Origin of the sequence: Mesorhizobium sp. B2-1-8 (genome assembly GCF_006442545.2) — a bacterium.
Taxonomy (GTDB): domain Bacteria; phylum Pseudomonadota; class Alphaproteobacteria; order Rhizobiales; family Rhizobiaceae; genus Mesorhizobium.
The window spans coordinates 4,620,918-4,643,217 of the sequence record NZ_CP083952.1 but is presented as its reverse complement, the minus strand read 5'-3'; the positions used below and the strand labels follow the sequence as shown (position 1 = coordinate 4,643,217).

The following is a 22,300-nucleotide window of genomic DNA, read 5'->3' as shown; positions in this document are numbered from 1 at the left end:
TTTTAGGGCCATTGCCGTGGCGGTGACGCCGCTGAGTGCCCGCTTACGGAATTTTCAATGAATATTCAGACGAATCCAGCCCAGATCGAGAAGACAAGCGCGAGCTTCCCAGCCATTACGGAAGAGCCGATAAGATCGACATACCTGCCGGAGGAACGGCTCCGGCTGCTCGGCGAAAGCCTGGCCAAGGGCGATCTGACGGATCTGTTCGGTCTGATCCCGTTCGACTTCCAGGCCCGTATCCGTGACAGCGCCAAGAAGATCCTCGAAGTCTACCGGTCAACCAATGCCGCGCAGGCGAGGGGCGAAACCATCACGCCGGCCGCGCAATGGCTGCTCGACAATAACTATCTGATCGAGGAAACGATTTTCCAGGTCAAACGCGACCTGCCGCGCCGCTTCTATCGGCAATTGCCGACGTTGAAACTGCCCGATGGCGGCACCGTGCCGCGCGCATTGGCGCTGGCTTGGACCTATGTCGCGCATTCCGACAGTTCCGTCTCGGCGACCATGTTCAAGTCCATCGTCCAGGGTTTTCAGTCGGTCGAACCGTTGAAGATCGGCGAACTCTGGGCACTGCCGTCCCTTCTGCGCTTCGTGCTGATCGAGAACCTCCGCCGCCTGGCCGTCAGGGTCAACCGCACCCGCCAGATGCGCCAGATCGCCAACGACGTGGCCGACAAGGTGCTGGCGACCGACGACAATCCGGACCGGCAGGCAATCCTCGCCAAGTTCAGCGTCCATGCGCACGACACCACCTTCGCCACTCAGCTTCTCTATCGCCTGCGTGACGGATCGCAGAACGCCGGCAGGGCGCTGGAATGGCTGGAAGGCGAACTCGAGAAGACCGGCTCGGATGCCGAGGAAATCATCATTTCCGAGCACCAGACGCTGTCCAGCGGCAATGTGACCACCGGAAACATCGTCCGCGGCCTGCGCCTCATCAACGATGTCGACTGGACAGTCTGGTTCGAAGGCGTCAGCCGCATCGATACCGTGCTGCGCGATCGTACCGATTTCGCCGCGCTCGACTTCTTCTCGCGCGATCAATACCGCACCGCGATCGAGGAACTGGCGCGCCGCTCGAACCTGTCGGAGTACCGTGTTGCCGAAAAAGCCATTGAGCTGGCCGGCCATGCCGTCGGTGAAACCATCCCGGAGAGCGGTGAAGGCGTGGACGCCCAGGCCGCATCCGCTCATACCGATGTCGGTTTCTATGTCGTTGGCCCGCGTCGGCTCGAGCTGGAAAAGGCGATCGGTTATCGGCCCACGATCAGCCAGACGGTCAAGCGGACCTTCGCCAAGACAGGCTGGCTGGGCATCGTCCTGCCCGTCTTCGCGCTGACCGTGCTGCTGCTCGTCCTGTCCGGCAACGCCCTTTCCAATCTCGGCCTGTCGGTGCCGTCGATCGTGCTGATGCTGGCTCTGTTTGCCGTGCCGGCCAGCGAAGGCGCGCTCGCTTTCTTCAACACCGTGGTCTCGCTGTTCCTCAAGCCGACACGTCTGATCGGTTACGACTACAGGCACGGCGTGCCGCCCGAGGCGCGCACCCTGGTGGTCGTGCCGTCGCTGATCGGCTCGCGTGACGATGTCGAGGAGAACATTCGCAACATCGAAGTGCACTACCTTGCCAATCTGGCGGACGAGATTCATTTCGCGCTGTTGTCGGATTGGCCCGACAGCAAGATCGAGATCGATGCGGCGGACACCGAGATCCTCGACTTCGCCCGCGCCGAAATCGCTCGCCTCAACGCGCGCTATCCCTCCGAAGGCGCGCCGCGCTTCTACATCCTGCACCGCCGCCGGCTCTACAATGCGGCGCAGGGCGCCTGGATGGGCTGGGAGCGCAAGCGCGGCAAGCTGCACGAGCTCGACCTGTTGCTGCGCGGCGACAGCGATACCACCTTCCTGCCCCTCGACGTCCCGCTGCCGGAAAAAGTCGTCCATGTGATGACGCTCGACGCAGATACCCGCACCACCCGCGATGCGGTATCGAGCCTTGTCGGCAAGCTTTGCCATCCGCTCAACCGTCCGCATTTCGACGCCACTAGGCGCGTCGTCACCGCCGGTTACACCATCCTGCAGCCGCGCATCACAGCTTCGCTCACCAGCGGCGACGAAGCCTCGTTCTTCCAGCGCGTGTTCTCGGCCAATCGCGGCCTTGATCCCTATGTCTTCGCTGTTTCGGACCTCTATCAGGACGTCTTCAGCGACGGGTCCTTCACCGGCAAGGGCCTCTATCATGTCGATGCCTTCGAGGCCGCCTTGCAGGGCCGCATCGAGGAAAACACCATCCTCAGCCACGATCTGCTCGAAGGCGCCCTGGCGCGCGCCGCACTGGTCACCGACGTCGAGTTGGTCGAGGATTACCCGACCCGCTACTCGGTCGACGCCTCGCGCCACCATCGCTGGGCGCGCGGCGACTGGCAGCTTTTGGGCTACATCTTCAATCCCCGCTCAGGCGTTCCGGCCTTGTCGCGCTGGAAGATGGTCGACAATCTGCGCCGCTCGCTGACGCCGATCTTCTGGGTGATGGCGGCGATCGCCGGCTGGACCTTGCTGCCCTTCACGCAGGCCGCGCAGTGGCAGGCACTGCTGATCCTCAGCCTGTTCATGGCGCCGACCTTCGACGTGGTCAACGCCATCCTGCCCAAGAGCGGCGACCAGACGCCGCGTGGCCATTTCTTGGCGCTGGCGCGCGACGTCGCCTTCGGCACCGCCATGGTGGCGCTGAAGATCCTGCTGATGGCGCACAATGCCTGGATGATGGGCGATGCCATTGTGCGCACTCTGTACCGGCTGTTCGTCAGCCGGCAGAATCTCCTGGAATGGCGCACCGCCTCGCAGGCGCACAAGGCCGGCGACAACGATGTCGGCTCCTATTACGGCATGATGTATGGCGCCGTGATCATCGGCTTTGTCGGCCTCGCCATTCCGGTGCTGGCCGATTCCACCGGTGCCTTCGTCGCCTTCTTCTTTGCCTTGTTCTGGATCGGCTCGCCGGCGATCGCCAGCTGGATCAGCCGTTCCGCCGAAACCGAGGACCGGTTGCGCATATCGCCGGCCGATATCCACACGCTGCGCACCGTGGCGCGGCGCACCTGGCATTATTTCGAAACCTTCGTGACGGCAGAACATCACAATCTGCCGCCGGACAATTTCCAGGAGAGCCCCGCGCCCGTCGTGGCGCCGCGCACCTCGCCGACCAATATCGGCGTCTACCTGCTCTCGGTCGTTTCGGCGCGCGATTTCGGCTGGATCAGCCTGTCCGATGCCATCACCCGCATCGATGCCACCATGACGACCATCGAGAGCATGCCGCGCAGCCGCGGCCATCTCTTCAACTGGTACGACACCACGACGCTCAAGCCGCTCTATCCACTCTATATCTCGGCTGTCGACAGCGGCAATCTCGCCGGTCACCTTGTGGCGGTGGCGGCGGCCTGCGCCGAATGGGCGGAAGCGCCTTCCGTTCACCTCCAGGGCGATTTCGAGGGCATTCTCGACACCGTGACCATCCTGAGCGAAAGCCTCGACGAATTGCCCGACGACCGCCGTCAGTTGCGCCCGTTGCGCCAACGCCTTGTCGATCGCCTCGACGGCATGCGGCGTGCCGTCGACACGATCAAGGCGCAGCCGGAAATGGCCTCGATCCGCACCATCAACCTGGCGGTGCTGGCCGGCGAGATCCGCAAGCTCGCCACCGCCATTCACACCGAGGCGGCATCGCCGCAGAGTGACGTCATCGTCGACTGGGCGGCAAGGCTCGAAGCCACCTGCGAGGCGCACGTCCACGACGCCCACAGCGACGAAAACGCCGTCGAGGCTCTGCGTGCCAAGCTGCTCACCTTGCGCGAGCGCACCCGTCGTTTCGCCTTCGAGATGGAATTCGCCTTCCTGATGAGGCCGGAGCGCAAGCTTTTGTCGATCGGCTACCGGGTCGAGGAACATCAACTCGACGAAAGCTGCTACGACCTTCTGGCCTCCGAGGCGCGGCTGACCAGCCTGTTCGCCATCGCCAAGGGCGATCTGCCGACCGAACACTGGTTCAGGCTCGGCCGCCCGATCGTCGAGATCGGATTCCAGGGCGCGCTGATGTCGTGGTCCGGCTCGATGTTCGAGTATCTGATGCCGCCACTGGTGATGAAGGAACCGCAAGGCTCGATTCTCAACCAGACCAGCAAACTGATCATCAAGCGCCAGATGCAGTACGGCCGCCAGAAGAACGTGCCGTGGGGCATCTCGGAAGCCGCCTACAATGCCCGCGACCGGGAACTGACCTACCAGTACACCAATTTCGGCGTGCCGGGGCTGGGGCTCAAGCGTGGCCTTGGCCAGAACACGGTAATTGCGCCCTATGCGACCATCATGGCGGCGCAGTTCAACCCGCGCGAAGCAGTGCACAATCTGGCCCGGCTGCGCGAGATCGGCGCGCTTGGCCGTCATGGCTATTATGATGCGGTCGACTTCACGCCGCAGCGGGTGCCGGAAGGCACCAACCATGCGGTCGTGCTGAACTACTATGCCCACCATTCGGGCATGTCGATCGCCGCCGTTGCCGACGCCATCTTCGAAGGTCGCCTGCGCGATCGCTTCCACAGCGATCCGGTCATTGAATCGGCCGAACTGCTGCTGCAGGAGAGGGCGCCGCGCGATATTCCGACCGCGACCGTCCGCACCGAGGCCGACGAGCGCTCCAAGGACGAGACCGAAATCGAGAGCCCCGACACCCGCATCGTGCTCGATCCCGTGCGGGCGCTGCGTTCGACCAATGTGATGTCGAACGGCCGCTATTCGGTGATGGTGACGGCGACCGGCTCCGGCTACAGCCGCTGGGGCGATCTTTCCGTCACCCGCTGGCAGCCCGATCCGGTCGAGGATCGGCTTGGCTCCTACATCTTCCTGCGTGATGTCAGCACCGGCGACTGGTGGTCGGCGACATCGGAGCCCAGGCGCGCGACCGAGGAAACGGCGCAGACCCTGTTTTCCGATGACAAGGCGAGCTTTGTCAAAACCGCCGGCACGCTGCGCTCCGAGGTGGAATGCATCGTCATTTCCGAGGGCAATGGCGAGGGCCGCCGGATCACGCTCTACAATGAGAGCACATCCGATCGTCACATCGAAGTGACGTCCTTTGCCGAACTGGTGCTGGGTTCGGAGGCTTCCGACAATGCGCATCCGGCCTTCTCGAAGATGTTCGTGGAAACGGAAATCGCTCCCAACAATGGCGCGATCTTCGCCACGCGCCGCAAGCGCGAAACCAACGAGCCCGATGTCACCCTGGTGCATTTCGTCACCGATCCGTCGGGACCGGCGCGTGATGCCGAGGCCGAGACCGACAGGCGCGCCTTCATCGGCCGTGGCCGCACCATCGTCGATGCCGCCGCCTTCGATCCAGGCGCCCGGCTGGGCGGCCATTCCGGCTTCACGCTCGATCCCATCGCCTCGCTGCGCCGTCAGGTGCGCGTGCCGGCCAACAAGAAGATATCACTGACCTTCTGGACCGTTGTCGGGGCCGACCGTGCCGAGCTGGAGGAGGCGATAAACCGGCTCGACCATCAGGAGAGCTTTGCCCGCCAGGCCATGCTTGCCTGGACGCGCAGCCAGGTGCAGACCCGTCATATGGGCCTCAGCCTGACCGATGCCGCCAATGTGCAGAAGCTGGCGCGCTATCTGATCTATCCCGATCCGTTCCTGCGGCTGCCGGCCGAGTCCATCGCTTCCGGGCTGGGCAAGCAGTCGAGCCTGTGGCCGACCAGCATTTCGGGCGATTACCCGATCTTCCTGGTCAGGATCGGCGACGTTGCCGATCTGGAGATCGTTGCCCAGGCGTTGCGCTTCCAGGAATATATGCGCACCCGCGGCATGATGATCGACTTCGTCGTCGTCAACGAGCAGGCTTCCTCCTATGTCCAGGATCTGCAGCGCGCGGTCGAGACGCTTTGCGAAAACAGCCGCTTGCGCGGCAAGGAACTCGGACCCCGCCAGCACATTTTCGCGGTACGCCGCGACCTGATGGAGGAAACCACCTACAAGACGCTGCTCGCGGTCGCCCGGGTTGTGCTGCATACGCGCAACGGCACCATCTTCGATCAGATAGAACGGGCCGAGGCGGCCGCACTGCAGGCACGCGACGGCGTGCAGCCGGCAGGATTTCTGGGCCCGCGCGAAATTCCGGCGCCCGCACCGCAAATGCATGCATTTGCCTCGCAGGCCGACGTCAGCGCCGATGGCTCCGGCCTCAACCAGTGGAACGGTTTCGGCGGCTTCGACGGCGACGGGCGGCACTATGTGGTGCGTCTGGCTGGCTGGCGCACCACGCCGCAACCCTGGATCAACGTCGTCTCCAACGCCTCGTTCGGCTTCCACACCTCGGCCGAGGGTGCTGCCTTCACCTGGAGCCGCAACAGCCGCGACTACCAGTTGACGCCATGGTCGAACGACCCGGTGTCCAATCGGCCGGGCGAGGGCGTCTATATTTACGACCAGGCCAGCGGCAAGGCATTCTCGCCGATCGCCGCGGTGGTGCGCGATCCCTCGATGACCTACGAGGCCTGGCATGGCCAGGGCTTCTCGACCTTCCGCTCGAAGCGCGGACCGTTGTCGATGGACCTGACCCATGTCGTCGATCCCATCGATCCGGTGAAGATCACGCGGCTGCGCATCCAGAATTCCGGCCCGGTACCGGCCCGGCTGCGCGTCTATGCCTATGCCGAATGGGTGCTTGGCGGGCATCGGTCGCGCACCGCGGCAACCATAGTGCCGTCCCGCGACGGTGCCACCGGCGCGCTGCTGGCGCAGAATCCCTACGGGCTTGATTTCAGCGAGCGGGTGGCCTTCCTCGCCGCCGACACCGGCGTCCACTCGGTGACGACTGACCGGGCCGAGTTCCTCGGCCGGCACGGGTCCAGCGAGCTGCCGCAGGCGGTGCTGAGTGGCGCGGCCCTGTCAGGCCGCGTCGAGGCCGGAGACGATCCTTGCGCGGCGATCGCCCGCGACATCGAGATTCCGGCCGGCGGCGACGTCACGCTCATCTGGCTGCTCGGCGATGCCGAGTCCTCGGAGCAGGCGAGCGCGCTGGTGCAGCAGCACCGGGGCAAGGATTTCGACCAGCGCCTGGCCGACAATGAGCGCGAATGGCGCGCCTTCCTCGACACCATCCAGGTCGAGACGCCCGACAAGGCGCTCGATGCCATGGTCAATCACTGGCTGCCTTATCAGAGCCTTGCCTGTCGCATCCGCGCCCGCTCGGCCTTCTATCAGGCAAGCGGCGCCTTCGGCTTCCGCGACCAGTTGCAGGACACGCTCGCCTTGCTGGCGCATGATCCGTCGCTGGCGCGCGACCAGATCCTCAACGCCGCACGGCGGCAGTTCCCGGAAGGCGACGTGCAGCATTGGTGGTTGCCGCGCACCGGCGCCGGCGTGCGCACCCTGATCTCCGACGACGTGGTATGGCTCGCCCACGCCACGGCCCGCTATCTCATGGTGACTGGCGACGCCACCATCCTGAAGGAGCAACTGCCGTTCCTCGACGGACAGGCGCTGGGCGAAGGCGAGCACGACGCCTTCTTCACCCCGGAAATCTCGAAGAAGACGGTTTCGCTCTACGACCACTGCGCGCGTGCGCTCGACCTTGCCATCAAGCGCAGCAGTCCGGCCGGCCTGCCGTTGATTCTTGGCGGCGACTGGAACGACGGCATGAACCGTGTCGGCGAGCACGGCAAGGGCGAGAGCGTGTGGCTGGGCTGGTTCCTGCTGAAGACGCTGGGCGACTTCGCCGCGGTCGCCAGGACCGAGGGCGACACCAAGCGCGCCCAGGCCTGGGCAAAGCATGCCGACGCGCTGAAGCGGGCGCTTGAAAGCACGGCATGGGACGGCGAATGGTACCGGCGCGGCAGTTTCGATGACGGCACGCCTTTGGGGTCGCGTACATCGCAAGAGTGCAAGATCGACTCCATCGCCCAGTCCTGGAGCGTGCTATCTGGCGAGGGCGACCCGGCGCGTTCGACCACGGCGATGCAGCAGGCGACGAAGCTGCTCGTCGACGATCATCTCAAGATCGTCAAACTGTTCACGCCACCCTTCTCGAAGACGCAGAAGGATCCCGGCTACATCAAGAGCTATCCGCCTGGCGTTCGCGAGAATGGCGGCCAGTACACCCACGCAGCCACCTGGTTCGTCATTGCGCTCGCCGAGATGGGGCAGACCGATGAAGCCTATCGCTGCTTCTCCATGCTGAACCCGGTCAACCATGCGTTCGACGAGGCCTCGACCGAGCACTACCGCGTTGAACCCTATGTGGTGGCCGCCGATATCTATGCCGGGGACGACAAGGCCGGGCGCGGCGGTTGGACCTGGTACACCGGCTCGGCGGGCTGGCTTTACCGGGCAGCGGTCGAAGGCATCCTGGGCATCGAACGGCGCGGCAAGCAGATCACGTTCCGGCCGAAGCTGCCCAGCCACTGGGATGGCTATCAGGCTTCGCTCAAGATGCTGGGCGCCGACATCAAGGTCCAGGTCGTTCGCGACAAAAAGACCAAGACGATCTCGCTCGAAGTCGATGGTTCGAAGACAAAATCGGCGTCCTTTGAACCCAAATCCGGCGGCCAGACCGAGGTCCTGGTCAAGATACCAGCGTAAAATCAGCAGTTTAGGTCAGAAGCGCGCGCGTCCTCCGGGACGCGCGCCGCCGCGCCCTGTTTACTTGCGCGCGATCTGTGGGCCCCCCGCCAAACATGCCCGAAACCAACTGTGCAAGCTCGCGGTGATTAAAAATGTGGCACTGCTCGACGGCTGCCATGATTTTGCCGCAAGGCTGACATTTCACCTTTTATCTCAAACCGTTAGGTGATCACGTCAGATTTCGTATCGTCGTTATCTTTTGTTCGCTAAATGGGAACGGAAGCGATAGACGGGCATTGTTTTGCGACGCATCAACCGTTACGTGTCAGGAAATGGTGCAGTGCACAATATTGGTATTGGGCACAATAGAAAGTTGGCGGAGTAGCTGAAGTGTCACTTCTGCAGATCTATTGGAGAGCGCTGGGGTATCTGGCTGCCGACAAGAAGCGCGTCGCGCTGATCTGTGCGGCCAACGTCGCGCTTGCAGCCATAGCCATCCTCGAGCCGATCCTTTTAGGCCGGGTGATCGGCGCTATTTCTGAAAAAGGTCCGGTGTTTTCGACGCTCGCGGTCTGGGCAGCTCTCGGTCTCTTCAATGTCATAGCCTTCGTGCTGGTGGCGCGTGGCGCCGACCGCTTCGCCCATGCCCGTCGTTCGGAGGTATTGTGCCAGTCCTTCGAGCGCGTAATCACCATGCCGCTCGCCTGGCATCACCAACGCGGCACGTCCAATTCGCTGCACACGCTGCTGCGCGCCGTCGAAACCCTTTTCAGCTTGTGGCTCGAATTCATGCGCGTGCATCTTTCGACGGCCATTGCGCTGGTGCTGCTGGTGCCGACCGCGCTTGCGATGGATGTCCGCATGTCCATTGTGTTGCTTGGCCTCGGCGTGCTTTACGTTGGTATCGGCCGTATCGTCATGCGCCGCACCAAGTCGGGGCAGACCGCCGTCGAGCGTCACTATCATACCGTGTTTGCCCATGTGACCGATAGCGTCAGCAATGTCGCCGTGCTGCAGAGCTACAACCGCATCGGCCATGAAACCGCGGCGTTGAAGCGCTACGTCAAGGGGCTGCTCGACGCGCAGAATCCTGTGCTCGACTGGTGGGCGATCGCCAATGCGCTGAACCGCCTGTCCTCGACCATCTCGATGATGATCGTGCTGTCGATCGGCGCTTATCTCGTGACCCGTGGCCAGCTCCGCGTCGGCGACGTCGTCGCCTTCACCGGCTTTGCCGGAATGCTGATCGCCCGTCTCGACCAGATGTCGGCCTTCACCACTCAGATTTCCGAGGCGCGCGCCAAGCTCGAGGACTTCTACCGCCTCGAGGACTCGGCCGCCGACACCGCCGAGCCGGACGGCCTGCGCGACCTTGCCAACGTCACCGGTCATGTCCGTTTCGAGGATGTCAGCTTCGAGTTCCCCAATTCGGGGCAGGGCGTCAGCGATGTATCCTTTGAGGTCCAGGCTGGCCAGACCGTCGCCATTGTCGGGCCGACGGGTGCGGGCAAGACCACGCTCATCAATTTGCTGCAGCGCGTCTTCTCGCCGTCCAGCGGCCGTATCCTGATCGACGGCATCGACACCCGCACCGTGACCCGCAAGTCGCTGCGCCATTCGATCGCCACCGTGTTCCAGGATGCCGGGCTTCTCAACCGCTCGATCGAGGACAACATCCGGGTCGGCCGTGCCGACGCGACCAACGACGAGATCCATGCCGCCGCCGCCGCGGCCGCGGCGCAGGATTTCATCCTGGCCAAGAGCAATGGCTACGACACGGTGGTCGGCGAACGTGGCGGCCAGCTGTCGGGCGGCGAGCGCCAGCGCATCGCCATTGCCCGTGCCGTGCTGAAGGATGCTCCGATCCTGGTGCTCGACGAGGCGACCAGCGCGCTCGACGTCGAGACCGAGGATCGCGTCAAGGAAGCGATCGATGAATTGCGCCGCGACCGCACCACCTTCATCATCGCCCACCGCCTGACCACCGTTCGCGACGCCGATCTGGTCGTGTTCATGGACAAGGGCAAGGTGGTCGAGATGGGTGGCTTCGCCGAGCTGTCGCTGCGCAACGGCCGTTTCGCCAGCCTGCTGCGCGCCGGCGGCCTGCTCAACGACGAGGAAGTCCGCCGCCTCAGCCGCTCGGTGCAGGGCGAGGCAGCCTGAGCAGTTTTTTCCTTCTCCCACAGGGGACCCACAGGGGGAAGGAAGACGCCTCTACGCCTGCGACACCGCCGCTCGATTGCCCCAAACGCGTCGGCGGTCTATGTAAAGTCGCATGAGTGACACCACCTCACGCCTGAGCGGCTGGACCGATCTCGCCAATCCGACGCGGTTCGTCGGGCTGGCCGACAGGCTTGTGCCGTGGCTGGCGGCGCTCGCCGCGCTCATCCTCGCGGTCGGCCTCTATATGAGCTTCACCGCGCCCGAGGATTTCCAGCAAGGCATCACGGTGCGCATCATGTACATCCATGTGCCTTTCGCCTGGCTCGCCATGATGTGCTACACGCTGATGGCGCTCTCTGCGCTCGGCACGCTGGTCTGGCGCCATCCGCTAGCCGATGTCGCGCTCAAATCAGCCGCCCCCATCGGTGCCGTCTTCACCGCTCTGGCGCTGATCACCGGTTCGATCTGGGGCAAGCCGATGTGGGGCACCTGGTGGGTCTGGGATGCAAGGCTGACCTCGGTCTTCGTGCTGTTCCTGATGTATCTCGGCATCATCGCGCTGACCCGTGCGCTGGACGATGCCAGCCGCGCCGCCTGGGCCGCCGCCATCATCACGCTGGTCGGCTTCATCAACATTCCGATCATCAAATTCTCGGTCGACTGGTGGAACACGCTGCACCAGCCGGCTTCAGTGTTCAGGCTCGATGGTCCGACCATCGATCCCAGCCTACTCTGGCCGCTGCTGGTGATGGCCGTCGGCTTTACCGTGCTGTTCTTTACGCTGCATCTGATGGCGATGCGCACCGAAATCCGGCGCCGGCGAGTTATTGCCATGCGCAGGGTAGCGGCACGGCAGGCCGAGAGGCCGGCCTAAAAATTCACCCCATCCGTCCGCGCGCTGCCACCGGCAGCGTTTCCAGCACCGTCTCACCATCGATCAGATTGATCTCGTTGAACAGGTTGGTGACGACGCAGCAATGGTCCGGCACGACACGCACGCGCTCGCCGATGCTTACCTTGCCATCGCCGGCAAGCGTGACCGTGCCGTGCTCCTCGCTCAGGCCCGTCACCAGCGCTCCCGGGACGCCCATCAACTCGCCAAAATCCTTTAGCCCCAGCGTATCGCTGGACAGCGCCTTGCTGCCGGCATCGAGAATGGCGCGCGTCGCTGTCGGATGGCTGACCACGGTTGCCAGCACCGTCAGCGCGCAATCGTCGAGGCCGCCGACGCCTTTGGCGACCTGGTAGCGGTCGAGATAGATATAGGTGCCGGGCCGATATTCGGTGACGACGGAGGCATCGGGGGAACGCCACATGTCAGGCGTGCCGCCGCTGGAGATGCGCTCACAGGCGAGCCCTGAAGCGGCCAGCGCCTGTTTGGCGTCGGCAAGCCAGGCTTCGGCCTCCACTGCCCGGCCGGCGGCCGGATAGGTCATCAGCCCGCCAAACGTAAGCCCGCCTGCCTTGTCGATCACTCTCGCCAGCGCAACCGCTTCATCGGCCGTCTGCACGCCGCAGCGTCCCATGCCGGTGTCGCATTCGACCAATACCGATAGCGGGTGCCCGGCATCGGTGAAGGTGGCGGCGAGCCCTTCCAGCGTCTGCGCGCTGTCGGCTGTCACCGACAGCGTCACCCGGCCATGCAGGGCCTTCAGCCGTTCGAGCTTGGCGCGGCCAAGAATGTTGTAGGGGAGAAAGATATCCGTCAGCCCGGCGTCGGCCATCACCTCGGCCTCGCCGATCTTCTGACAAGTGATGCCCACCGCACCCGCCGCCATCTGCTTCTTCGCCCAGTAAGGCAGCTTGTGCGTCTTGATGTGCGGCCTGAGCTTCAGCCCGTTCTTGTCGGCATGGGCCTGTGCGCGGGCGATGTTGGCCTCGGCGCGTGCGGCATCGATGAGGATCGACGGCGTATCGAGATCATGGATGGTCGGCATTGGCTATATCCCGTGCAGTTCGCGCGGGTTATGAGCCCGAAAGCGCGTGATGTCACGCGGCCAGCGGGCCGGATCGGTGGGCCATGCGCGAGAGCGTGCAAGGCTCGAACAGGCAAGATGGATCGACACCGCCCCGGCGTTCGGCTATGCGATTTGTCGGAAAAATCGACACGAAGGGTCCCGATCATGAAACGCTCCGCCATCAACGACATCATCCGCGAAGCCGACGCTTTCATCCGCTCGTTCGGCTACATCATGCCGCCCTTCGCCTACTGGTCGCCGGAAGAGATGAAGGCGCGCCAGGTCGATTCCTCGGCCATCTTCACCTCACGGCTCGGCTGGGACATCACCGACTACGGCCAGGGCAAGTTCGACGATCTCGGCCTGTTCCTGTTCACCGTTCGCAACGGCCGCTACGAGGACATGAAGAAGGGCATGGGCATGCTCTATGCCGAAAAGATCATGATCTCGCGCAAGGACCAGATGTCGCCGATGCACCGTCACAACATCAAGGCCGAGGACATCATCAACCGCGGCGGCGGCAAGCTGGTGCTTGAACTGTTCATGCATGATCGCGACGGCGGTATCGATCCCAGGGCCGAAGTGTCGGTGCCCGTCGACGGAACTATCCATCGGCTGCCGGCTGGCGGGCTACTGAAGCTAGATCCCGGCCAGAGCGTCACGCTTTTGCCCGGCGTCTGGCACGCCTTCTGGGCCGAGGGCAAGGATGTCCTGATCGGCGAGGTGTCGACCGTCAATGACGATCGCACCGACAATGTCTTCCGCGAGCCGATCGGCCGTTTCGCGGATATCGAGGAAGATACGCCGCCATTGCACCTGCTGGTGGCTGACTACGACAAATGGCTGGGCTGAGGACATCCGCCCAAAGCGCCGCTTCGCCCCCTGATTTGCGGGGCCACTAACCAAGTCCGAGGAGTAGGTCTTGAAATCAGTTCTAGTTGCCATTGCCGCCTTGGCGGCCCTCAGCTTGCCGGCCCAGGCGGCCGGCTTCGATAACATTGTCCTTTCCGCGACGAAGGACGGGGAAACGTCTCAGAGCAATTTCCCTGCCGACACACCGGTGATTTATGTGTCGGCCGATTTGGTGGATATCGCGCCCACATCGAAAATCACATTCTCCTGGGTCTCGGTCGATTCCCACGGTGCGGCACCGGAAAACTATACTATCGACAAGGTCGACCTCGACGTCGGAGCGAACAACGAGGCTGATTCACAACTCACCAAACCCACGGCGGGATGGCCGGCGGGCACCTATCGTGTTGATTTGGCCATCGACGGAACGGTTGCGGACTCGGTGCCCTTCAGCATTCCATGAATGGTAATTGGCTGCCCGGGGAGGGTGGCCGACGCCCTGTTAGTCGCTTTCGGACGGCGCTTCTTTTTGCCAGCCGGCTAGCTCCGGCAGGTCGTCAAGCCAACTTTTCTCGGTCATCAAGGCTTCGCTGGCCTGCGGCGCGGCCTCCGTGGCGTTTTGAATCAGCCAGTCCACCCACTTCCGAAAGGCAACCGGGTCCAGTTGGGGCGGCAGCACCTTAGCCTTGAGCAGCATCCTCTTGCGGAAACTGGTTTGCCTGCGCAGTTTGGTCGTCGTGAATTTGATTGCCTTGCCTTGGTATTCAACCATCCACCGGTCGCCCCCATGGCTGACAAGCCTATCGACGGCGAAACCGGCATCGACCGGTCTATCCCGCCAAGGAAGCTCGATGGCGTTCTTCCTCAGATCGATGGCCCATCGCCTGTAACCGGCCCCGGTACGCTGCGGCGGCAGCACGCCGGCCTGTTCGAGCATCTTCCTTCGGAACGTAGGCTGCTTCTTGAGCTGGCCGGTCGTCAGGTCGATTCGATGTCCACGAAATTCGACGTGCCATCGGACCCTCCCGTTGCCGATATACTTCACCAACCTGTCGATGAAGAACTCGCCATCGGCAAGAATCACGCAGCCTTGGCTGATGCTTTCGCGGATGAACTCGGTGTCAGTGACCATCAGGCGACCTTATGCAGGAAATTCTCACAGAGCTTAGCCAGTGGAACGCGCCCGCGGCCATCAAATAATACCGAGGGTCGGAGTGACTGGTGCTATGGAATCTGGCTGGGGAACCTGGAAGCTTTTCGAACTTTCTGGGTCGCGCCTCACCCCGAATTGCGTGGCCTTATGGGACAAATTGGGACATTAGATTCGGTTTAGAAAAAATTTGAGTAGGCATCGACCTCTTGGCGCGTGTGCCTCCCTGGTTGTGAATGTATGCATGAACCTCCCTATAGTTCTACAGTTCTACGTGCTGAACGGCGGCAATGCGGCAAAGTGAGCCGTCCCGAAAGCGGCCATTCGTTCCGATCGCCCGTTTGCTGCTTAGGGGGGAAGATTCATTCAAAGACCATTCGCGTGCTTCCCTTCGTATGGAGGCTTCGGCCGACTGTGCTTCGATCCGTTGAATTTGCCCTTGGAATATCCCAATTATGGCCGCTTTGTCCGAGAAATCGGAGTTTTAGGTATTTAACGTAGGGCCGGAAACGGCCGGGACGTTCTTTGCCGCTCCTTGCCTCGTCTTACCGTAGCGGAGATTGTGACCATGGAAATCCAAGTCGAACGATTCGTGAGTTCAAGGCGTGCTTTTCTAATCGGTGCGTTGGGCGGGACGGCATTCGCGGCTGTCCCCGGGCTCGGTTGGGCCGCTAGCGGGCGTCACTCAGTCGCTGAGCCCGCTGCGGCACCGCAGTTCCTGGAGCATCGGGTTCCACGGGGCGCCAACACGATCTATGCGCGCCAGTATGTCGGCAAAGGCCCCACACTGGTGATGTTGCACGGCTTTCCAGACAACCTGCATATATACGACGGCATCGCACCGATCATGGCCGCCTCGGGCAAGAACATCGTCGCGTTCGACTACATGGGTTTTGGCGCGTCGGACAAGCCGGCCGGCTACGCCTACAGTTTCGACCAGCAAAAGGCGGATATCGAAGCGGTAGTCGACTATTTCAAACTGGACAACGTGGTCCCAGTGGCACACGACGCTGGCGGGGTTTCCGCGTTGAACTACGCGCTCGATCACCCGGACAAGATATCCTCAATCGTGCTGCTCAACACTTTCTACGCAGATGCCCCGAACTTAAAATTCCCCGAGTTGATCGAGCTTTGCGCCGATCCCGGCCTTAAGAAGTTGGCCGTCGCGATCATGAGCGATAAGAAAAAGCGGGAATGGCTCCTCACCTTCCAGAACCACAATTTCAATGCCAAATCGACGCCCGCCATCCAGGCGCGATTCGACACTGTGTTGCAGCCCATAGTAAACGCGAACTTCGCCCAAAAGGAAAGCGCAGGCCCAGCGTTCATGGCGATGACCGGCGGCCTGCACCCGGCGGTCGCGGCCAATGACAAGCGCGTGGCCGACCTGGTCAAACTCAAGGTCCCCGTCAGCATCATTTGGGGCGCGAACGATCCGTATCTGAACACGGACGTGGCCGCTGATTTCGGCAAGCAATTCCCGGGCTCCAAAACGAGTTTGTTGCCTCTCGGGCATTGGCCCCAGGTCGATGATCCCCAGGCTGTCGCCGACATCATGAATCGCGAGCTAAAGGCCTAAGACCGCGCCGTTCGTGGTGTTTCCAACCCTCGGCGCTACGATGCCAGTCTAGCTTAGTTAGACCGTAGATTCATACGCGGGGCCACAGCCGCACTGAGGCGAGTTAAACATCGCGACGAATTTGGCGGCGGGCCTTTCGTCTCGGTTGGCAACCCGGAAGTGCTTTAGCTTGGAGAAGTTGATCAGGTTGCGCTCGCGGTCGAATCGTTTGCTGAAGCAGTGCTTCCAGCGGCGATTGTCCTTCGGAGGTATGTTGGGCGTGGCGCCTTGGTCATGGGTCAACTCTCGGATGCGGTCGGCGTCGTAGCCTTGTTGGCCAGCGCAATCATGCGCGGACCGAGACGGTCATGCAATGCGTGGGCGGTCTGTCGTCGTGTGCTTGTCCTGCTATTGCCTCATCGGCAAGAAATCCGATCGAAACTTGGCCGATTGGTCGCTCGGCGGCAAGCTGTGGTACCTCAGGCGGTGACTTTTAGGGTTCGCAGCCTCGCTCCACGGGCCGGCACATCCGGCTCAGGCGGGAGCCCGTGGACTGGAAGTGATAAGCATGATCACGCAGCCGATGACCGCTGCGGCCGCGCCGTAAGCCAGGGTCGCTGGAATGCCAGCGCGGTCGACGATCAGACCGCCACTGAACGCGCCCGCTGCCAACGCGAATTGAAAGACAGTGACGTAGAAGGCCGACACCAACTCGGCCTGCCTTGGTGCCACTCTGTACAGCCAAATCCGCGAGCAAACCGGCAAGGCTCCGTACGCCGCCCCCCAGAACATCACCGGCGCCAGGATGGCAAGCCAGGAATGCGGCATGCTCAGACACCAGAGTAGTGCCCCCGCAAGCAAGGCGGCGACGATCGGCAAGGCGAACCTTGGCGTTTGCCGGGTCAATCGCTCGCCGGCAAGGGTTCCGAAAAGACCCGCCGCACCATAGGCGGCGAGGATCCAGCTCAACTGTGCGGCCGTCGGCTTCGCGGCCCCTTGAACAAAATCCTCCAGATAGGTGTAGCCAGCAAAATGGCCTAGTACGACCAGCGTAATCGCCAGGAACCCGATCTTCAAGCCGGGAACTCTCCACAGCCCCGCGAAATCGAGTTTCCCGTCGCCCTGATTGTTGGGCAAGGGCGGCAGAACAAAGAGCTGGAGGACAGCTACGACGGCGCCGATGGCCACTACCGACGCAAAGGCGAACCGCCACCCGGCAAGGTCGCCGAGGAGGGCGCCGAGCGGAACCCCAACAACTGTGCCAATCGAAATGCCGCCCAGAATGATCGCGACCGCGAGGTTGCCATCCTGTGGAGCGACCAGACGCCTGCCAACGTCGGCCGAATAGGACCAGAACGCGCCAACGGCGGCGCCCAGCATGATGCGCCCCAGGAGGATCATGGAGAAGTCACTTACCGAGGCCACCAGGAGGTCGGCCAGCGCTATAAGGAGTGTTAAGCCGACCAGAATTAATCGGCGGTCGAATTTGTGGAGCAAAACCGCGGACAGGGGGGCCACGAAGGCCGCCGTCAGGCCAGGCGTAGTCACCATCAGACCGAGTTCGCCAGGCGTTCGATGCACGTCCGTGGCGATGCGGGTGAGGAGACCGACGGGCAGGAATTCGCTGGTCACCATTGTGAAGGTGCCGGCGGTCACGATGACAACCCGCAGCCAATCCGCAAGGGTCGACGTGGCTGGCAGAACTTGAGCTTTGATGGCCAGTTCCATTATCACGCCCAGCTCTGCTGTAGGGGCATTGCGCCGGCGGCTCGACCCTTTATCGGGCAGGCTCTGGCGGGCGTCGTTTTTTTGACTGTGGCGTGCATACTCATTTCCATCCCGCGAAGGACCTCTGGCTATTTGCGTTTGTGTTGAAGGCCCTGGCTGTCGGCCGTACGCCTGACAGCCTGGACAATCTTGTATTTCATCTCTTCGTCTTTCGACGCGCGCGCCAGTTGCGCCGCGCCCACTAGCACGCACAGCAGGCAAATGGCCTCATTATTGGGGTGCGGCGCGTCACCTCGAACGAAACGTCGCCGGATTTCCTCAATCATCAAGTTCAGATGCTGGGCGAAAATTGCATGCAGTACGGGATCGCGCGCGATGTCGGTCGCCAAGGTCGATTCGATCGTACCCTCGGCCGCGCCGGCCACCCGCTCCTTCGACAGGTAGTTCATTACGAACTCGGCCCTGCCGTCGCCGCCCGCAACAAATGATTTGGCAAGCGCCAATGATTGCTCGGCGCCAATAGTGACAACAGTTTCGATCAATTCGCTCTTCGACTTGAAGTGGCTGGAGAAACCGCGCCGAGTCAGTCCTGCTGCCTCCATTATTATGTCCACGCTGACACTGTTGAATCCCCGCTCCTTGAACAGGCGCGTCGCACTTTCCAGGATTTTCCGGTGTTTGGCCGCTTTTTCGGCTGCAGGATGCCGCATCAGTCCCTCCTCAGCTTTCGTTCGTTGTCTGCGCTGTCTCCAGCATTGTTCTACCCGTCGATGGCAACGATAGGAGGATCATCGCCGCGCCAGTTCGTCATGCCATTATCGGATTCGTGCTGGCTCCTGATCGAGGGCCACCATCAACTGCTCACTGGCCGCGCGCCGTGGCTGAAGCCCTGTCATGGTTTGACGAGGCCTTGGAAAACGTACCGTCGGCCTTGCAAGCCCAACCGCGTTCATGCTGGAGGAAGTGATAGACAATCTTGGTCATCGTTCTTGCCGTGCTTTCACTGAAAAGGCGGGCGCGATTCACGCCGTGGTTGGGCAGATCGATCACACGGTAATCTTTTCGGTCACTTCGAACAGATTGCCCCAGGGATCCGTGAAGAAGGCGACCCGGTTGGCCGCCCCCACGACGTCCCGAGGCTCCGCTACGACCGAGACGCTGCGTTGCGCGAGTTCTTTGACGCTCGCATCGACGCTTGCCACGTGAAAGCCCAAGTGGTGGCGAAAGGTAAACGACGGATCGCCTCCCTCGTGTGCCGCCGAGTGGTCCTGTCCGGGGCCGCACAACAATTCAATGATAAAGCCAGGGGCAGCGGCTGCCTCCAGCCAAGCGAACTGCTTCTCCCCGATTGCCCATCGGCGCTCGAACCGCAGATCGAGCTTTTCGCTGTACCACGCGATGGCGTCATCCAGATTGCCGACGATGATGCCGGCATGATTGGCCTGCCATGACACGAAGGACGTTGAGGCTTTCGGTGCGGGGGAATTCGTTGACATCTGACACTCCTTCGAAGCTCAAGGAAAGCAGGCTTGGTTTCAGGCCTTGAGCCCTTTGGCGGACAGCCAATTCTCCAAGGCCTGGTTCGTCTCAGCCGCGCGCTCGAGGGGTAGCCAGTGGGCGCCCTCCAGGGTTGTTATGGACAGATCAGCGCATTTCTCGCGCATCGGATCGCCAAGGTGGGATCGCGTGATGTCACAGATGCCATCCCAGTCGCCGTTGATGAACAGGACCGGTTGCGCTATGCGGCCACGGTCAGGCGCTGCGCGTGCGTACGCTATATTGGCGTCGTCGTTGAGGTACCAGGAATTACCTGGACGGAAACCGGTTACCCGGAAAGCCTTCACCAGGGCGTCGAAATCGCCGGCCGACCAGATCGCGGGATCGGGTTGAATGTCTGGAGCGCGGTGGGCGGTGCCGAACCATCCTCCGTTCTTCGTGATCATCGCGGATCTGTACGCCCTGCCGACCGAATCCGGCGAGCCGCTGCGGTAGATGATCGACAGCGAGCGCGCTACATCGGCGTCGAAATCTGCGACTGCCTGATCAAAGTTGGTCAGGTAGAACCGGTAATAATCCCACTGTCCGTCTGGGTACTGGTCAGCCGGGTAGAGCGTCCGGTCCACGAGAGGGAGAACACTGGAAAGAGCGAAAGCGTCTGGTGAATAGGGCACCGAAATAAGCCCGAGGCCACGGCAGCGCTTGGAGTGGTGGGCGGCCAGTGCTCCGATCACAGGGCTCCCCAAATCGTGGCCGACCCACACTGCAGGTTTGCCGCCGAAATGGTCATGAAGTTCGACCATGTCCTGAACGATTTCGCTGAGCGCATAGTCCTCGGCTTTGCCGGGCACCGAGGATGCACCGTAGCCCCGCATGTCCGGGGCGACACAGTGCCAGCCACGGGCCGCAAAGAACTCGACCTGCGCGCGCCACATGAGACCGAGTTCAGGCCAGCCGTGAACGAAGATCATCAATGGGCCCCGGGCGGGTCCGGCTTCCCAGTAGAAAGTGGTGTGACGCGGCGTGCTGAACTTCCGTCCGACGAGGCCAGAACCTCCCTTGTGCCGAGCCAGCGCGGCACCCGCCTGGCCGGCCACAACGACGCCGGCCATGCCGGCGAGCACCAGGCGTCGAGACATGATCAACGCACCTTTTTTTGATTCAGGGTTGGAGGTTTTGGAGTTCATCACATATGTCTTTCAATAGGGAAGCCGTGGCGCTGCTTGCGCTGTCGCAGTAGTCTCTCGCAGGTCGACGGGAAGGAGATCGAGTGGAAAATCTTGGTAGCAAACCGGTCTCAGGAAGCGGCGGATCGCCGTTGTCCCGACCGACGTGCCGCGGCTGTCCGAGGTTGACGGAAATGGCCCGCCATGCACCATGGCCGGGCTGACTTCGACACTTGTCGGCCAGCCATTCGCAATCAGTCTCCCGACCTTGCGTTCGAGCACCGGTATGAGATGGCGCGCGATGGTATAGTCGGAACGCTCGAGATGAAGGGTGGCGGTCAATTGACCTTCCAGTTGTTCGGCGACCTCGGCGAGTTGGGCTTCGTCGGCGCAGCGGATTATTAGCGATGACGCGCCAAAAACTTCATGCGCTAGGGTTTGATCACTCAGGAAGATACTGGCATCGGTCGAAAGAATCGCAGCACGCGTCCGGTTGGCGCCTTGACCGCTTGCTCCGCGGGCTTCGAGTTTCACGCCGGCATGAGCCAGGAAGACCGACAGCCCCTTCTCGAATGCAGCATGAATGCCGGCCGTCAACATCGGCGCCGGCGCCACGTTTTCGACAGCCGCTTTGGCGAAACCGATGAACTGATTGAGGCTTGGACCGTCGATGGCGAGAACGACGCCGGGATTGGTGCAGAACTGACCTGAGCCGAGCGTGAGGGAGGCAACATATCCGGCCGCGATATCGGGCGCGCGCGCTGCCAGGGCATCAGGCAGCAAGAACACCGGATTGATGCTGCTCATCTCGGCATAGACCGGGATCGGTTCTGGACGTGCTGCCGCCAGCGCCATGAGCGCCAAGCCACCGCTCCTCGATCCGGTGAAGCCGACCGCCTTGATGCGAGGGTGCATCACCAGCGCGGTACCGGGCTCGATCGCGCCAGTTAAGAGGGAAAACACGCCTTCAGGGAGGCCAAGCTCGCGCACGGCGGCTTGGATCTCTCGGCCGACCAGTTCGCTGGTGCCGGGATGCGCGGGATGGCCTTTCACTATGACGGGGCAGCCGGCGGCGAGTGCGGAGGCGGTGTCCCCCCCCGCGACCGAAAAGGCGAACGGAAAGTTGCTCGCGCCGAAGATGGCCACGGGGCCGATCGGTATCTGGCGCATTCGCAACTCAGGCTTCGGCGCCGGAAGCCGGTGTGGTTGTGCGGGGTCGAGCACGAGGTCCAGATATTGCCGATCGCGGACCACCTTCGCAAAGAGGCGAAGCTGATAGACCGTTCGGGCGCGCTCACTTTCCAGCCGGCCTCGGGACAGACCGGTCTCTCGCATACCACGTTCAAGCAAGATGTCGCCCAGGCCCTCGAACTTCGCGGCTATGAAGTCGAGCAGTTGAGCCCTCATTTCAACGTCAGTGAGGCGAAAGGAATCGAACGCTGACCAAGCAAGTTCCGCCGCGCGATCCACGTCGGGTGCCGCCGCTGGGACAAATTCAGGCCCCAGTGCCTCACCCGTTTCGGGATCGACGGCATACGATACGCGCTCCGATTTGCTTACGGCCTGTCCACCAATGAGCAGGTCTCCGGTGATATTCGAACCCATC

General features: G+C 62.3%; 14 protein-coding genes and 1 pseudogene. 6 read left to right on the top strand and 9 right to left on the bottom strand.

Annotation, left to right across the window (positions count from 1 at the left end):
* The first annotated feature begins 57 nt into the window (after positions 1-57).
* The 3 genes from FJ970_RS22820 to FJ970_RS22810 all read left to right on the top strand — a co-directional run bounded on the left by FJ970_RS22820 (position 58) and on the right by FJ970_RS22810 (position 11,659).
* Entirely contained in the window at positions 58-8,640 is an 8,583-nt protein-coding gene (locus tag FJ970_RS22820; protein ID WP_140755580.1) for a GH36-type glycosyl hydrolase domain-containing protein, read from the top strand.
* 372 nt (positions 8,641-9,012) lie between these two features.
* Positions 9,013-10,785 carry a glucan ABC transporter ATP-binding protein/ permease gene (locus tag FJ970_RS22815; RefSeq protein WP_140755578.1) on the top strand — a complete coding sequence of 591 codons (1,773 nt, stop codon included), beginning with the start codon at positions 9,013-9,015 and terminating at the stop codon, positions 10,783-10,785.
* 112 nt (positions 10,786-10,897) lie between these two features.
* Positions 10,898-11,659, top strand: coding sequence for a heme ABC transporter permease (locus tag FJ970_RS22810; protein WP_140755576.1), 762 nt, complete (start codon positions 10,898-10,900; stop codon positions 11,657-11,659).
* Positions 11,660-11,663: 4 nt separating this feature from the next.
* On the opposite strand, the gene FJ970_RS22805 is transcribed toward FJ970_RS22810, so the two are convergent.
* Positions 11,664-12,722 carry a D-TA family PLP-dependent enzyme gene (locus tag FJ970_RS22805; RefSeq protein ID WP_140755574.1) on the bottom strand — a complete coding sequence of 353 codons (1,059 nt, stop codon included), beginning with the start codon at positions 12,720-12,722 and terminating at the stop codon, positions 11,664-11,666.
* A gap of 186 nt (positions 12,723-12,908) precedes the next feature.
* On the opposite strand from FJ970_RS22805, the gene FJ970_RS22800 reads away from it, so the two are divergent.
* Complete coding sequence (locus FJ970_RS22800) at positions 12,909-13,595, top strand: D-lyxose/D-mannose family sugar isomerase (protein WP_140755572.1); 687 nt, start codon at positions 12,909-12,911, stop codon at positions 13,593-13,595.
* A 70-nt stretch (positions 13,596-13,665) separates the two neighbouring features.
* A complete protein-coding gene (locus FJ970_RS22795) occupies positions 13,666-14,058 on the top strand; it encodes a hypothetical protein (protein ID WP_140755570.1) in 393 nt (130 codons plus the stop codon).
* A 39-nt stretch (positions 14,059-14,097) separates the two neighbouring features.
* On the opposite strand, the gene FJ970_RS22790 is transcribed toward FJ970_RS22795, so the two are convergent.
* Positions 14,098-14,727, bottom strand: coding sequence for a hypothetical protein (locus FJ970_RS22790; protein WP_140755568.1), 630 nt, complete (start codon positions 14,725-14,727; stop codon positions 14,098-14,100).
* Positions 14,728-15,313: 586 nt separating this feature from the next.
* Here FJ970_RS22790 and FJ970_RS22785 point away from each other — a divergent pair.
* Positions 15,314-16,324: an alpha/beta fold hydrolase gene (locus FJ970_RS22785; protein WP_140755566.1), complete on the top strand. Its 1,011-nt coding sequence runs from the start codon at positions 15,314-15,316 to the stop codon at positions 16,322-16,324.
* A 70-nt stretch (positions 16,325-16,394) separates the two neighbouring features.
* Here FJ970_RS22785 and FJ970_RS22780 read toward each other — a convergent pair.
* From FJ970_RS22780 to FJ970_RS22750, 7 genes and pseudogenes are all read right to left on the bottom strand, one after another.
* Positions 16,395-16,712 (bottom strand): annotated as a pseudogene (locus FJ970_RS22780) (IS5/IS1182 family transposase); the annotation flags it as partial.
* Positions 16,713-16,837: 125 nt separating this feature from the next.
* Positions 16,838-18,031 carry an MFS transporter gene (locus FJ970_RS22775; RefSeq protein ID WP_140755564.1) on the bottom strand — a complete coding sequence of 398 codons (1,194 nt, stop codon included), beginning with the start codon at positions 18,029-18,031 and terminating at the stop codon, positions 16,838-16,840.
* Between the two features lie 128 nt (positions 18,032-18,159).
* Complete coding sequence (locus FJ970_RS22770; protein WP_140755562.1) at positions 18,160-18,741, bottom strand: TetR/AcrR family transcriptional regulator; 582 nt, start codon at positions 18,739-18,741, stop codon at positions 18,160-18,162.
* Between the two features lie 151 nt (positions 18,742-18,892).
* Positions 18,893-19,081 carry a hypothetical protein gene (locus FJ970_RS22765; RefSeq protein WP_140755560.1) on the bottom strand — a complete coding sequence of 63 codons (189 nt, stop codon included), beginning with the start codon at positions 19,079-19,081 and terminating at the stop codon, positions 18,893-18,895.
* Positions 19,078-19,527: a VOC family protein gene (locus FJ970_RS22760; protein WP_140755558.1), complete on the bottom strand. Its 450-nt coding sequence runs from the start codon at positions 19,525-19,527 to the stop codon at positions 19,078-19,080. Before FJ970_RS22760 ends, FJ970_RS22765 begins: the two co-directional genes overlap by 4 nt.
* A 39-nt stretch (positions 19,528-19,566) precedes the next feature.
* Positions 19,567-20,715, bottom strand: a complete 1,149-nt coding sequence (locus FJ970_RS22755; protein ID WP_227791873.1) for an alpha/beta fold hydrolase — start codon at positions 20,713-20,715, stop codon at positions 19,567-19,569.
* 12 nt (positions 20,716-20,727) lie between these two features.
* On the bottom strand, positions 20,728-22,299 hold the full coding sequence (locus tag FJ970_RS22750; protein ID WP_140755556.1) for an aldehyde dehydrogenase (NADP(+)): 1,572 nt from the start codon (positions 22,297-22,299) through the stop codon (positions 20,728-20,730).
* Between the last annotated feature and the right edge of the window lies 1 nt (position 22,300).

Bases quoted from the DNA above. Each gene is read 5' to 3' on its own strand.
- FJ970_RS22820 (WP_140755580.1), top strand. From the start codon at position 58: ATGAATATTCAGACGAATCCAGCCCAGATCGAGAAGACAAGCGCGAGC.
- FJ970_RS22810 (WP_140755576.1), top strand. From the start codon at position 10,898: ATGAGTGACACCACCTCACGCCTGAGCGGCTGGACCGATCTCGCCAAT.
- FJ970_RS22805 (WP_140755574.1), bottom strand. From the start codon at position 12,722: ATGCCGACCATCCATGATCTCGATACGCCGTCGATCCTCATCGATGCC.
- FJ970_RS22800 (WP_140755572.1), top strand. From the start codon at position 12,909: ATGAAACGCTCCGCCATCAACGACATCATCCGCGAAGCCGACGCTTTC.
- FJ970_RS22790 (WP_140755568.1), bottom strand. From the start codon at position 14,727: ATGGTCACTGACACCGAGTTCATCCGCGAAAGCATCAGCCAAGGCTGC.
- FJ970_RS22785 (WP_140755566.1), top strand. From the start codon at position 15,314: ATGGAAATCCAAGTCGAACGATTCGTGAGTTCAAGGCGTGCTTTTCTA.
- FJ970_RS22775 (WP_140755564.1), bottom strand. From the start codon at position 18,031: ATGGAACTGGCCATCAAAGCTCAAGTTCTGCCAGCCACGTCGACCCTT.
- FJ970_RS22770 (WP_140755562.1), bottom strand. From the start codon at position 18,741: ATGCGGCATCCTGCAGCCGAAAAAGCGGCCAAACACCGGAAAATCCTG.
- FJ970_RS22760 (WP_140755558.1), bottom strand. From the start codon at position 19,527: ATGTCAACGAATTCCCCCGCACCGAAAGCCTCAACGTCCTTCGTGTCA.
- FJ970_RS22755 (WP_227791873.1), bottom strand. From the start codon at position 20,715: ATGAACTCCAAAACCTCCAACCCTGAATCAAAAAAAGGTGCGTTGATC.
- FJ970_RS22750 (WP_140755556.1), bottom strand. From the start codon at position 22,299: ATGGGTTCGAATATCACCGGAGACCTGCTCATTGGTGGACAGGCCGTA.